This window comes from Adhaeribacter aerolatus (assembly GCF_007991635.1).
GTDB classification, from domain to species: domain Bacteria; phylum Bacteroidota; class Bacteroidia; order Cytophagales; family Hymenobacteraceae; genus Adhaeribacter; species Adhaeribacter aerolatus.
The window spans coordinates 1-12,088 of the sequence record NZ_BJYS01000066.1; the positions used below are offsets into that span (position 1 = coordinate 1).

Here is a 12,088-nt window from a genome sequence, read left to right on the forward strand (position 1 = left end):
AAATGTGGGCTCAAAAAAGAAATAATCTTTAATTGAAAGTAAAACTACCTCTAAGTAATAAAACTTATTGCGAAAGCTCCCCTCCTATTTTAGGAGGGGCAGGGGTGGTAAAATCATTAAACCCGAGTTTACTCTTGTCGCTGGTGCGAGCTTGCAGCTCGTACCTTTTCACCAGTCTATGGCTTTAAATGGGAGAAAAACAAAGGGGATCCTAATAGATACGGTACATTAAAATGGAAGTACGAGCTGCAAGCTCGCACCAGCAATTGTGGTAAAACCATTAAATAACCGAGTTCATTAATACTGTTTTTTTGCCTAAACTATATAAAATGACTAAACCGCGCCCTTATGTCTTAAGCATAGCCGCTACCGACCCTAGCGCCGGGGCCGGCGTGCTGGCCGATATTAAAACCTTGGAAGCCAATAAGGTTTATGGCCTGGGCGTCGTTTCCGGCATTACTTACCAGAACGACAATACTTTTACAGGGGTAGATTGGGTACCCGTTGAAAATATTACCCGGCAAGCCGAGATTGTACTAACTAAGTTTCCGGTAAAAGTAACCAAAATAGGTTTAATCCAAAGCTTACCCGTGCTGGAAACCATCATAGATTTCTTATTAGGGTTAAAGCCGGATTTAAAAATTATCTGGGACCCGATTTTAAAAGCCAGTGCCGGTTTTACTTTCCATGATAGGCTAGAGCAGGAAGCGTTGCTGCCAATCCTAAAAAAGTTATTCCTGCTAACGCCCAATGTAACCGAAGCCTGCAGTTTAGGCGAAATGGACAGCCCAGAAGAAAGTGCTCTCCAGTTAAGCCAGTATTGCCATGTATTATTAAAAGGCGGACACCGGGTAAAAAAGTTAGGCAGGGATACTTTGTATTTACAATCCGGAGAAAAGTATTCGTACCGGCCGAAGGAGCAAAATATTTCCGCTAAGCATGGCTCCGGCTGTGTGTTATCCGCCGCTTTGGCGGCCAATTTAGCCCAGAATTATAAGTTGCCTCGTGCCTGTTTAAGAGCAAAACAATACACAACTAAATTTTTAACCAGTAACGCCAACTTATTAGGTTATCACCAAACCTAACTGATGAAGCAATAATAATTAAAAGCACCTTGATAAATAAAGAGAAACAACTGAATTGCCACTAGCTTCAGCTAGTGCAAACCTATTGATAATATGATTTCCAGACTCCATTACATCACCCAGGAAATTCCCGGCTATACCCACGCCCAATTAGCAGAAGCCGCGTTGGCCGGCGGCGTAAATTGGGTGCAGTTGCGCCTCAAAAACAAGCCTTATGCCATTTGCAAAGAAGAAGCCCAAAACACCTTAGCCCTTTGCCGGCAATACGGCGCCAAACTAATTATAAACGACAACGTGGCGCTGGCGCAGGAAATTGGTGCTGATGGCGTGCACCTGGGCAAACAAGATATGCCAACGGCGCAGGCGCGTAAATTATTAGGTCCGGATTTTATAATTGGCGGCACGGCCAACACCTTTACAGATATTCAGCATCATGCAGCCGCCGGCGTAAATTATATTGGTTTGGGCCCCTTTCGGTTTACACCAACCAAAGAAAATTTAAGTCCTGTCCTGGGCCCGGAAGGCTATCTGAATATTTTAAAACAATGCCGGAAGGCTGGTATTAACATACCCATAATTGCTATTGGCGGCTTAAACCTGGCGGATATTCCGGCTCTTTTGGCCTCCGGCGTACACGGTATGGCGGTATCATCGGCCATTGCCCAAAGTCAAAATAAAACAGCCGCAGCCTCCCAATTTGTAAAAGCGTTAACGGCTGCCTTTTTACTTTTAGAACAATAATCTTATGACTGAAATTGCTGCTTTAACCATAGCCGGCAAAACTTTTTCGTCGCGTTTATTTACCGGCACCGGCAAATTTAATTCCGCTGCGCTCATGGAAGATGCCTTGCTTGCTTCGGGTACGGAGTTAGTAACGGTAGCTTTAAAACGGGTGGATTTAGCCGGCAAAAGTGATAATATTTTAAGTTACCTGCACCACCCGCAGTTTAATTTATTGCCCAATACTTCCGGGGTGCGCACGGCCAAGGAAGCGGTGTTTGCCGCCCAGTTAGCCCGCGAGGCCCTGGAAACAGACTGGCTCAAACTGGAAATCCACCCTGATCCGAAATATTTATTACCCGACCCCGTCGAAACGTTGAAAGCCGCCGCAGAATTGGTTAAACTGGGGTTTATCGTTTTGCCCTACATACACGCCGACCCGGTTTTGTGCAAGCATTTAGAAGAAGTAGGTGCCGCTGCAGTTATGCCCCTGGGCGCGCCTATCGGTTCTAACAAAGGTTTGCGCACGCGCGATTTCCTGGAAATTATTATTCAGCAAAGTAAGGTGCCGGTGGTGGTAGATGCGGGTATTGGCGCTCCCTCGCACGCGGCCGAAGCTATGGAACTGGGGGCCGATGCCGTTTTGGTAAATACAGCTATTGCGGTTTCGGAAAATCCGGTACAAATGGCACGGGCTTTTAAACTGGCCGTGGAAGCCGGCCGCCTGGCCTACGAAGCCAAACTGGCCACCGTACAGAAATTTGCCGCCGCCAGTAGTCCGTTAACCGCCTTTTTAGAAGATTAGTATGTTCGACGAAATATTTGCCAATTACCCTTGGGAGGATGTAAAAACCAGTATATACGCGAAAACGGCGGCGGATGTTGAACGGGCCCTCGGAAAAGAAAAGCGCGATTTAGAAGATTTTAAAGCGCTGATTTCGCCGGCGGCCATGCCTTACCTGGAGCAAATGGCCCGCTTCAGCCAGGCCGCCACCCAAAAGCGTTTTGGGAAAACCATGCAGTTGTACGTGCCCCTGTACCTCTCCAACGAATGCCAGAATATTTGCACCTACTGCGCCTTCAGCCTCGATAATAAAATCCGCCGGCGGACTTTAAATAATGCCGAAATATTGCAGGAAGTAGCCGTATTAAAAGAAATGGGTTACGACCATGTGTTACTCGTTACCGGGGAAGCCAATCATACCGTAGGCGTTCCTTACTTAAAAAAAGCCATAGCATTAATTCGGCCATACTTTTCTCATATATCCATGGAAGTACAGCCCCTCGACCAGGACGAGTACGAAATATTAATGGCGGCGGGTTTAAATACCGTACTGGTTTACCAGGAAACTTATCACCAGGAGAACTATAAAGTACATCATCCCAAAGGTAATAAATCTAACTTTCCTTACCGCCTGGCTACCCCCGACCGGCTGGGGAAAGCGGGTATTCATAAAATGGGGTTAGGCGTTTTGATTGGTTTGGAAGATTGGCGTACGGATTGCTTTTACACGGCATTGCACCTGCATTATTTAGAAAGAAACTACTGGCAAACCAAATACAGCATTTCCTTCCCGCGGCTCCGCCCCATTGCAGTGGGCACCACCGATAACACTTCGCTTAAAAGCTTTGCTACCTACATGAGCGATAAAGAACTGGTGCAGTTGATTTGTGCCTACCGCCTGTTTAACGAAGAAGTGGAGCTTTCTATGTCCACGCGTGAAAGTGAAAAATTCCGGAACCACGTGATAAAACTGGGCATTACCAGTATTAGTGCCGGTTCTAAAACCAACCCCGGCGGCTACGCGGTAGAACCCCAATCGCTGGAACAATTTGAAATCTCCGACGAACGCAGCCCGCAGGAAATAGCACGCATGATTCGGCAGCAAGGTTACGAGCCGGTTTGGAAAGATTGGGATCAGGCGCTGGAAGTGGTGAGTTGAAAGTTGAAAGCGGGAAGTGGGAAGTGGTAATACTAAATAGTATTAAGGTCCTTCCATAGAATAGCTAGCAAGCTTGACAGCGTTGATGATATATTCATAGCCGTTGAGAGAAGCTAATTGTTCTTTAGAGTAGTTGTTGATGTTGGTAGTTATCCAGGCTTGGAGTTCTGGTTCCTCCTGGAATTACCTTTAATCCCAAAACAAAGGGAGCGAATTATATCATGCTACAGCCTTAACAGTCACAATTTCAATTCTTTGGATATCATTGAAACCCCGCCGGAAATCCGCCGGAGAATACCATTCTTCTGGTAGCAAACCACTCTTACCTTATTTTTCCCGGATAGCTTGGTCTTTATTTTATTTGCAGGTCAGAATGGGAACGGCGTAAATCGAGGTAACGCATAACTGGGGCGGCCATAACACCGTGCACAAACACCGAGATGAGCACAATAAAGCCGGCAATACTCCAGAGCATTTTCTCTTCCGGAAAAACTGCTTTCGTCAGGGCAAAGGATAAGTAATAAAAAGAGCCGATGCCGCGGATTCCGAAAAAGCTGATGGCAAGTTTTTCGCGAAAACTGATATTCTGCCCCACTAAAGTAAGCACCGCGCCCAAAGGACGGATAAAGAACACAAAAGCTAAACCAATCAGAATTCCCGGTAACGTGATCGCATCAAGCAGGCCGGTGGCAATGCTCCCCCCAAGTAAAATTAAAATAATCACTAAAAATAAGCGCTCAATCTGGTCGGTGAAATCGTGCAGTTCCTGATGAAAATGATGCGGTCGTTCGTGGCGGCTCATGGTTAAGCCCGCTACAAAAACCGCGATAAAACCATACCCATGTAACATTTCCGTTAATCCGTAAACCAGCAAAGTAGCCGATATCGCAACAAATCCATCTTTGGTTTTCGGGAAGTTATATCTTTTGGGAAGAATGAAAACCAAATATGCCAGCGTCCGGCCCAGTAAGTAACCCATTCCCACCCCAACTGCTATTTTGTAGAAAAAATCCCACCACAGCCAAGGCCAGAACCAATCCTCGCCGGTAGTTGCAGCCAACGCCACAGCAATGGCCATCCAGGTAAACGGAAATGCCATGCCATCGTTCATACCGGCTTCGGAGGTAAGCGAAAAGCGCACATGGTCTTCCTTTTCGGTGCTGGGTGGGCCCACCTGCACCTCCGATGCCAGTACCGGGTCGGTGGGAGCCATTACAGCGCCCAGCAACAAAGCCGAAGCAGGCACCAGACCCAGCACCCACCAACCTATAAACCCAAGGGCCGAAATGCAAATGAGCATGGTAACCGATACCAATAAAAGTGGGATTCTCCAATTTTTCCAGCTGATGGCCCGGTTAATTTTTATACCGGTCCCCATTAGGCTAACGATAACGCCCAACTCGGTTATATGAACCGTTAGCTCTTTGTTGGGCAAAGGGTTTGGATCTAATAACGCGGGCGTGAAATAATATAAAAGGAAGCCTAAGGTTGTGAAAATAATACCATAAGAGATTGGCAATTTTTCGAGTACGCCGGGCAGCCAGGCCATTGCCAGTGACGAAACGCCGATAACGGTAAGAACTAATATATACGTATCCATGCGCGGTCTAAAATGCTGGCAAATTGCTTAGTTACATTATAAAAAGATGTAAGCTTGTACTTTAAACAGAAAACGGAGGTTCTTGTTCTATGTAAAATATATATATATTCTTAAGGGCTTTCGCAAAATTATTGAAAGGTCCCCCTTTGGAGGGGGTAGGGGGAGGATTTAACCATTGAAAGGACAATTTTTCAAAAGGCCAATTTTAAATAGATTAGCAATATTTAAAATATTATTATGTCCTGCCCTCCAGACTATAAATATTAATTCACCTCATTGTAAGAAATCTTTTTGCAGGAGTTTTACCGCCAAGAGCCGCAGGTGTTTACAGTTATCTTTTTAGATAAGGCCGGCTACTTTTGGGCTAATCACTTGCAGGTACCCCACAACTTTTGTCTGGGCTATCTGCCTTCTTCTAATCCGGAACTCAACCCCGTTGAAAGGTTTTGGCGCGACATGAAGGACAAAGTGGCTATTTGTAACTTCAAAGATGAACCAAAACCCGAAGCTTGGAAAAGCAAAACGCTCAACAACTACTCAAAACAGCAAACCGATTCTTTTACCGGGTGTAGCTACATTTTAAATGCCATAAAGCAAGTTCAAATATGCTATGGCAAATCCTTAATACTATTTGGTATAAGTTTTATGTTTAAAATCAGAAAGGGAAAAAGTACGGGATAATAAAAGAAGCAGCCAGCCAAACGATAATATTTAAAGGGGTGCCAATTTTTAGAAAATCGTTGAATTTATAGTTGCCCGGCGCATAAACCATGGTATTGGTCGGGTAGCTCATGGGGGTCATGAAGGTAAGGGAACAGGCGAACATCACTGCCACCAGAAAAGGTCGTTCGCTAACCCCAAGGGCTGCTGCCAGGCTTATCACAATCGGGGACATCAGCGCCGCCGTGGCTTTACTGGACAGAATGTTCGTGGATAAAAACGTAATCAGAAAAATTAAACTCAGGGTAATGCGCGGGTCCAAGGTGCCCATATACTGAAATATAAAATCCGAAATCAGCACCGAGCCGCCGGTTTTCTCCAGGGCTTTGCCCATCGACAGTACACCCGCCATCATAAAAATTACCTTCCACTGAATGGCCTGGTAAGCCTCTTTGGGTTTTAGAATAGAGGTAATAACCAGGAGCAAACTACCTACCATCCCGCTGATTAAAATAGAAGTAATATTTAAGGCGGCGGCAGCCACCACCCCTATCGCAATCAGCAAAGCTGGGATAGCCTTTTTATAATCGATGGCCCGGGCTTTGTATTTAGACAGGGTAACCACCAGCTTGCGGGAAGTTAAGGTAGAAATATCTTTTTTAGCCGCAAAAAGCAAGAGCATATCCCCTTCTTTCAGGATTACTTCGGATAAATGTTTGGTAATAGTTTCGTCGCGGTGCCGGATGGCCAACACCGACGAATAGAAAACATTGCGGAAGTCGAGTTTCTCGAGGGAATTGCCGGCTAGTTCGGAACCATGCGGAATCATAACCTCGTAAATCTGCTTTTCTTCCGATTCGGCAATGCTGCTATCTAAATCGTTGGCCAGGAGATAACCTTTTGTTTGCTTTAACTGGCTTAATTCCAGCGGACTGATTAAAATCTTGATAGCGTCATTCTCCCGTAAGAACGTATCGCCGTTGATGTTATATATTTTTTCGTTGCGGCGGATAATAGCCAGCACCTGCGCCCGGAAATCCTGGGTTAGCCGGGAGGTACTTACCTTTTTGTCTTTGTCCGGATTGTTTTCGAGCAAAACAATTTCGGCCATATAGCGCTCGGCTTCCCGTATTAAGTTTTCGTCGTTGATATTTTTCCGGTTGGGCAGCAAAAACGGACCGGCAATTAAAATGTAAATTAACCCGATGCTTAACAAACTAATACCCGCCGCCGAAAACTCAAACATGCCGAATGGTTCCAGGCCGCTTTTTTCGGCATAGCTGCTCACCAAAATATTCGTGGAAGTACCTATCAGTGTGCAGGTACCGCCCAGCAGCGCTGCAAAAGAAATTGGGATTAGTAACCTGGCCGGGCTGATACCGGTTTCGCGGCACACCAGCAAAGCCATCGGAATTAAAAGCGCTACCACCGCCGAATCGTTTATAAAAGCAGAAGAAAGCGCGGAAAGTAAACTAAAAGCAAAGAGGGCACTGAAGTAATTTTTCTTCGCCATTTTAATAATCCGGCTGCTGAGCCCTTCTATTAAGCCGGTTTTAAAAATGGCCGAACTGACGACAAACATACAGCCTAGGGTAAGGGTGGCCGGATGGTTAAACCCCGAAAAGCCCTCTTCTGGGTCCAGTACCCCCGACACAATAAACAAAGACATGATCAGGATGGAGGTGGTATCGATAGAGAAATATTCTTTCACGAATAAGAATATGCCAATACAGATAATAACCAGCGTGAGGTATAACTCCATTGATATTGCTTAGAATGATAGTGCTGTTTTGCTTTTGAATTTTTGCAAGTATACCGATTATGCTGTAAAAAACCTGTTCCGGGTAAGGGCTAATTACATTTGGGCAGCTATTAAAATTAAAAATCCCGGCTGCTTACCAGTAGCCGGGATTCTGATTGAATATTTAAAAAGGCAGGATTGTATTTTCTTCGCCTGGGAATTTAATCCTGAATGCTTACAAAAACGTTATTTTTATCGAAGCGCAGTTCTAACTGGCTGACTAACTCAATGTCCTGGTTTTCGCCTTCCAGTTCCCAGCCTACAATCATATCGTTGGCATAGTTGGTTTGCACATAGCTGCTGATGCCGGCCGGAATAAAGCTATCGGGTAGTTTGGTTGGGCTATCGATTTCGGTAATTTCGCCGGCCTTGTTAAAGTCCAAAGTAGTACCACTACTTAACGTAACGTCATAAGAATCATCTTTTTTAATAATATCGCGTTCTTTAACTACTTTCGCTACGTTATCGCCGGCAAAATGGCGTACTAAAAACTCCTGGGCGGCGGTAGGCAGTTCGTTGTCTTTTACTACTTCTTCTTTTTCGCAGGAGGTTAAAAACAAGGCTCCTAATGCTACCGAAAATAAAATTGATTTTGCTTTCATGTGTTTTGCTAATCGTTAAAAAAATAAAAAGATTTTGAATAAATATTAATTTTTGAGCTGGACCTGCAGAATATTGCCGTTGCCTTTCTGGCCTTCGTTCGAAATAAATAAATCGCCGCTTGGGGTAAAGGCTATGCCTTCGGGCTGCGGAAAGATATTGCTGTCTAGCTTATGCCTGGCCAATATTTTACCCTGGGGGTTCAGGACAAAAAGCTGGGGATTGGCCCCTTCGGTTAAATAAATATTACCGTTTTGCGGGTGCACGGCTATCTCGGAAGGTTGCAGGGCATTGTTTAGCTTTTTGCCTTTGTATTGACCCAAGAACGGATCGGTGAGGTTGATTTTAAATAAAGGTTCGGCCACTAACTTTTTGGTGCTTAAATCGAAGGCATAAACGCCTTTAAAATCCTGCGCATTCGTTTCGGCTCCTTTTATGGCTAGCAGCAAGCGGTTATGCTTCGCATCGTAAGTCAGGCCTTCTACATTATTGGCGGCTGTTAAACTAGTATTGTATTCCTTTACCTTGGGCGAGGAAGTGCTATTGATATTATCTACTTTATAAATTCTGCCGTCGCTCCGGACGATGTAGGCAACCTCTCCTACCACCGCGATGCCTTCGTAATCGCCGGTGGTACCAAAAGTAATGGTGCGGTCTATTTTATTGGCGGCCGTGTCATATATAAATATTACGCCCGCTTCGTCCTGTATACAAGCAAACTTGTTGTTACCCAGGTATGCAATACCCGATACTTCGAGCAGAATCTCGGGCAAATTCCATTTTTTTACAACAGTTACTGATGAAGAGGAAGCTTCTTCCGCTTTTTTCTTTTTTTGCTCTTTTTTATTTTTCCCCTCGTCCGGGAAATTGCCTTTGGCGTTTTCGCAGGATAATAAGAAAAAGGAGAAAAGTAAACTCCAACTAAATATTTTCAGGCTTTTCATAATTTTCATTTTTAATATTTTATCTGAGTAGTCGGTTTAAAAGGATGTTTTTTAATTTTGGTTGCTGCCAGCATCAGTCCCAGTAAGCCAAAGCAGTATTAATATTACCGTCGGCCGTAAATACTTGCTTCAGCGCTTTATTGCGCTTTTCTAATTCTACCTGGTAAAATATTGCTCCGTCTTTTTCTATCTGTTCCAAATCATTTACTTCGTAATCGGCAAAGTTTTTCTGGATCGTTGCTGAAATAGCGGCGGGTAATTCGGTTACCAGAATTTCTTTTTTTGTCATTATAATTTTGCCGGAAGCGTCGATTAAAGCCGCGTATTCGGTGGCAGCTACATCGTAATCGGCTTCGAATAGTTTTTTATGTTTTTCCCATTCTATATCTACCGCATCCGGAAATTTTAACTGCAAGGCATTTTTTACGAGCGCAGGCACTTTTTTGGGGTTAACATCCTGGCTACAGGCTACCAAACCACTGCTACATAATATTGCTGCAAATAAGAAGGCTTTCATAATTATAAACTTTAAGTGAATTCCTAATTATGAAGCAAAGCTCGGCGGCAAAACCGGAAAGAATCTGGAATAAGCGGCAGATTTGAAAAAAAATATTTTTTTTTCAAATCTGCCTGTATAGGATTATTTGAATTTTACCGTGAGCTGGTGCATTTGGGGGTATTCGTAGGTCAGCCTGAATTGGTATAAATCGGCAATGGCTTTGGCAATAGCTAAACCTAAACCGGTAGAACCCGGTGCATCGCTCCCTTTATGAAACCGGGTAAATAGTTTATCCTGGTCCAGGGGAACAGGCTTGCCGGAATTTTGAATTATTACGGAGTCTTTTTGGATGATTATTTCTATAAAGCCCTCTGGCTTATTATGTACAATGGCATTTTTAACCAGGTTGATGAATAATATTTCGGCCAGGTCCGGATTTAATTTTTGCCAGCAAATTTCTTTTTCTGCTACCCGCACGGTCAGGTCGCGGAAAGTAACCTGGTCCGAGAAATCGGCTACTATTTTCCCAATAAGCTCGTTTAGGTTTACTTCTGCTTCCGGGCCAAATTGCTTATTCTCGATCTTAGATAAGAGCAAAAGCGATTTATTCAGGCGGGTGAGCCGCTCCAGGTTTTGAATAACGGCCCCTATTTGCGTAAGCTGTTCGTCTTTTAAATTTTCACTTTCGGCCAGCAGTTCCAATTTATTTAAACTAATGGCCAGCGGGGTTTGCAGCTCGTGCGCCGCATTCTCGATAAAATTTTTCTGGCTGTTATAGGTGCTGATGTTTTTTTGCAGCAGCTTTTCGACGGTGTTGTTTAAGAGCTGAAATTCACTGATGGTGGTCGGAACCGGGATAAACTGACTGGAATCTTCGAGCCGGAAATTTTGCAATCGCTGCAGCAATTTGTAAAATGGCCGCCAGATTCTTTTCAGCAGAAAATTATTCAGCACCAGAATACTGGCTATCAGGCCCAGGTATAACCAGAACAAAGCGTAAAACAAATCTTCTATCAGGTCATCTTCTTCTACCATCGAGGTAATTACCCGCAGCTCGTAAAAGCGATCCTGGTGCCGGAATACCGTCGTCAGCATCCGGAACGGCTCATAATCCTGCTCGTTCAGCACGTACATCAGGGTATCCTGGTAAACATCGTTCCGGTTTCTGGCCTGGGCAAAAGAAATTTCTTTCAGCCGGTAATAGCCGTCTTCAAAATTCCGGCGCTCAAAAACCGAACTGTCGCGGGCCGCTTTCTGCATCACCAGCATTTTCTGATTGCCCAGGCCATCGTCCATGCTGTCGTATATTTCATCGAGCATGTTTATGTAAAACAAACCGGCCCACACCAATATTACCAGGAGTAAAATACCGGCAAAATAGGCCGTGGTGTAATTCAGTAGCTTCATGGAATAATGAGTTTGTAACCAATGCCGTAAATGGCCCCTATCTCCACGGCGGCCTGGTTATCCTTCAGCTTTTTGCGCAGGTTTTTAATTTGGGAGTAAATAAAATCAAGGTTATCGGCTTCGTCTATATAATCGCCCCAAACGTGCTCGGCCAGAGCCGTTTTGCTCACCAACCGTCCTTTATTGGTGACGAGGTAAAGCAGAATATCGTATTCTTTCCGGTTCAGCACCAGCTCTGTACTGTTTACCCAAACCTGGTGTTTGTCGGGGTCTAAAGTTAAATTTTCAATTTTTATGAGGTTACTGCCCTCGAATTTGCGGCGGCGCAGCACCGATTTTACGCGCGCGTGCAGTTCGGCAATATGAAAAGGTTTAGCCAGGTAATCATCCGCTCCCAGTTCCAGGCCGGCTACCTTGTCGTCTAAAGAATTCCGGGCCGAAACAATTATTACCCCTTCGGTTTTATTATTTTTCTGCAACTCGTTTAAAATATCCAGGCCACTGCCGCCGGGCAAATTTATATCCAGCAAAACACAATCGTAATCGTAGGCGCCAATTTTATCTAAAGCTTCGTTGTAATTAAGGGCGGTTTCTACTACGTACATTTCCTGCCGGAGCGATTGCACCATATTGTCCAGCATATCGGGTTCGTCTTCTATTACTAAAATTTTCATAAAGGCATGTTTAGGCACAAGTACGCAGCCAATTCCGGAATAAGTTAGGAATTAGCTGAAAAAAATAGCCAACTGGCTTCAACCCCGATTTAAAGCTATAAGGAATGATGGTGCGCATTTTAAATTTATTAAAAGGTTTAATTTTCCAGGATTTT

12 protein-coding genes are annotated in these 12,088 nt (G+C 44.5%); 5 read left to right on the plus strand and 7 right to left on the minus strand.

The features are described 5' to 3' along the window. The first annotated feature begins 329 nt into the window (after window positions 1–329). The 4 genes from AAE02nite_RS25860 to thiH all read left to right on the plus strand — a co-directional run bounded on the left by AAE02nite_RS25860 (window position 330) and on the right by thiH (window position 3,748). Window positions 330–1,085, plus strand: coding sequence for a hydroxymethylpyrimidine/phosphomethylpyrimidine kinase (locus AAE02nite_RS25860; RefSeq protein ID WP_146905711.1), 756 nt, complete (start codon window positions 330–332; stop codon window positions 1,083–1,085). Window positions 1,086–1,178: 93 nt separating this feature from the next. Next, window positions 1,179–1,826, plus strand: coding sequence for a thiamine phosphate synthase (locus tag AAE02nite_RS25865; RefSeq protein WP_146905714.1), 648 nt, complete (start codon window positions 1,179–1,181; stop codon window positions 1,824–1,826). Between the two features lie 4 nt (window positions 1,827–1,830). Then, the gene (locus AAE02nite_RS25870; RefSeq protein ID WP_146905717.1) at window positions 1,831–2,610 is read left to right on the plus strand and encodes a thiazole synthase; all 780 of its coding nucleotides are present in this window, start codon (window positions 1,831–1,833) and stop codon (window positions 2,608–2,610) included. 1 nt (window position 2,611) lies between these two features. Beyond that, window positions 2,612–3,748: a 2-iminoacetate synthase ThiH gene (gene thiH / locus AAE02nite_RS25875; protein WP_146905721.1), complete on the plus strand. Its 1,137-nt coding sequence runs from the start codon at window positions 2,612–2,614 to the stop codon at window positions 3,746–3,748. A 352-nt stretch (window positions 3,749–4,100) separates the two neighbouring features. Here the strand turns inward: thiH and AAE02nite_RS25880 are convergent, their stop codons facing one another. Then, window positions 4,101–5,348, minus strand: a complete 1,248-nt coding sequence (locus AAE02nite_RS25880; RefSeq protein ID WP_146905724.1) for a cation:proton antiporter — start codon at window positions 5,346–5,348, stop codon at window positions 4,101–4,103. A 291-nt stretch (window positions 5,349–5,639) separates the two neighbouring features. On the opposite strand from AAE02nite_RS25880, the gene AAE02nite_RS27085 reads away from it, so the two are divergent. Then, window positions 5,640–6,029: a transposase gene (locus tag AAE02nite_RS27085; protein ID WP_170252693.1), complete on the plus strand. Its 390-nt coding sequence runs from the start codon at window positions 5,640–5,642 to the stop codon at window positions 6,027–6,029. Here the strand turns inward: AAE02nite_RS27085 and AAE02nite_RS25890 are convergent. From AAE02nite_RS25890 to AAE02nite_RS25915, 6 genes are all read right to left on the minus strand, one after another. Beyond that, on the minus strand, window positions 6,004–7,770 hold the full coding sequence (locus AAE02nite_RS25890) for an SLC13 family permease (protein ID WP_146905728.1): 1,767 nt from the start codon (window positions 7,768–7,770) through the stop codon (window positions 6,004–6,006). The genes AAE02nite_RS27085 and AAE02nite_RS25890 overlap by 26 nt on opposite strands. A 200-nt stretch (window positions 7,771–7,970) precedes the next feature. Then, entirely contained in the window at window positions 7,971–8,411 is a 441-nt protein-coding gene (locus AAE02nite_RS25895; RefSeq protein ID WP_146905731.1) for a PepSY-like domain-containing protein, read from the minus strand. A 45-nt stretch (window positions 8,412–8,456) separates the two neighbouring features. Beyond that, the gene (locus AAE02nite_RS25900; RefSeq protein ID WP_146905735.1) at window positions 8,457–9,362 is read right to left on the minus strand and encodes a hypothetical protein; all 906 of its coding nucleotides are present in this window, start codon (window positions 9,360–9,362) and stop codon (window positions 8,457–8,459) included. 64 nt (window positions 9,363–9,426) lie between these two features. Then, window positions 9,427–9,870, minus strand: a complete 444-nt coding sequence (locus AAE02nite_RS25905; RefSeq protein WP_146905738.1) for a PepSY-like domain-containing protein — start codon at window positions 9,868–9,870, stop codon at window positions 9,427–9,429. A gap of 123 nt (window positions 9,871–9,993) precedes the next feature. Beyond that, window positions 9,994–11,259, minus strand: coding sequence for a sensor histidine kinase (locus AAE02nite_RS25910; RefSeq protein WP_146905741.1), 1,266 nt, complete (start codon window positions 11,257–11,259; stop codon window positions 9,994–9,996). Next, the gene (locus AAE02nite_RS25915) at window positions 11,256–11,933 is read right to left on the minus strand and encodes a response regulator transcription factor (protein ID WP_146905744.1); all 678 of its coding nucleotides are present in this window, start codon (window positions 11,931–11,933) and stop codon (window positions 11,256–11,258) included. Before AAE02nite_RS25915 ends, AAE02nite_RS25910 begins: the two co-directional genes overlap by 4 nt. Window positions 11,934–12,088 lie beyond the last annotated feature (155 nt).

Coding starts and splice junctions, on each gene's coding strand:
- AAE02nite_RS25905 (WP_146905738.1), bottom strand. CDS start 9,870: ATGAAAGCCTTCTTATTTGCAGCAATATTATGTAGCAGTGGTTTGGTA.
- AAE02nite_RS25890 (WP_146905728.1), bottom strand. CDS start 7,770: ATGGAGTTATACCTCACGCTGGTTATTATCTGTATTGGCATATTCTTA.
- AAE02nite_RS25895 (WP_146905731.1), bottom strand. CDS start 8,411: ATGAAAGCAAAATCAATTTTATTTTCGGTAGCATTAGGAGCCTTGTTT.
- AAE02nite_RS25910 (WP_146905741.1), bottom strand. CDS start 11,259: ATGAAGCTACTGAATTACACCACGGCCTATTTTGCCGGTATTTTACTC.
- AAE02nite_RS25915 (WP_146905744.1), bottom strand. CDS start 11,933: ATGAAAATTTTAGTAATAGAAGACGAACCCGATATGCTGGACAATATG.
- AAE02nite_RS25860 (WP_146905711.1), top strand. CDS start 330: ATGACTAAACCGCGCCCTTATGTCTTAAGCATAGCCGCTACCGACCCT.
- AAE02nite_RS25880 (WP_146905724.1), bottom strand. CDS start 5,348: ATGGATACGTATATATTAGTTCTTACCGTTATCGGCGTTTCGTCACTG.
- AAE02nite_RS25865 (WP_146905714.1), top strand. CDS start 1,179: ATGATTTCCAGACTCCATTACATCACCCAGGAAATTCCCGGCTATACC.
- AAE02nite_RS25870 (WP_146905717.1), top strand. CDS start 1,831: ATGACTGAAATTGCTGCTTTAACCATAGCCGGCAAAACTTTTTCGTCG.
- thiH (WP_146905721.1), top strand. CDS start 2,612: ATGTTCGACGAAATATTTGCCAATTACCCTTGGGAGGATGTAAAAACC.
- AAE02nite_RS25900 (WP_146905735.1), bottom strand. CDS start 9,362: ATGAAAATTATGAAAAGCCTGAAAATATTTAGTTGGAGTTTACTTTTC.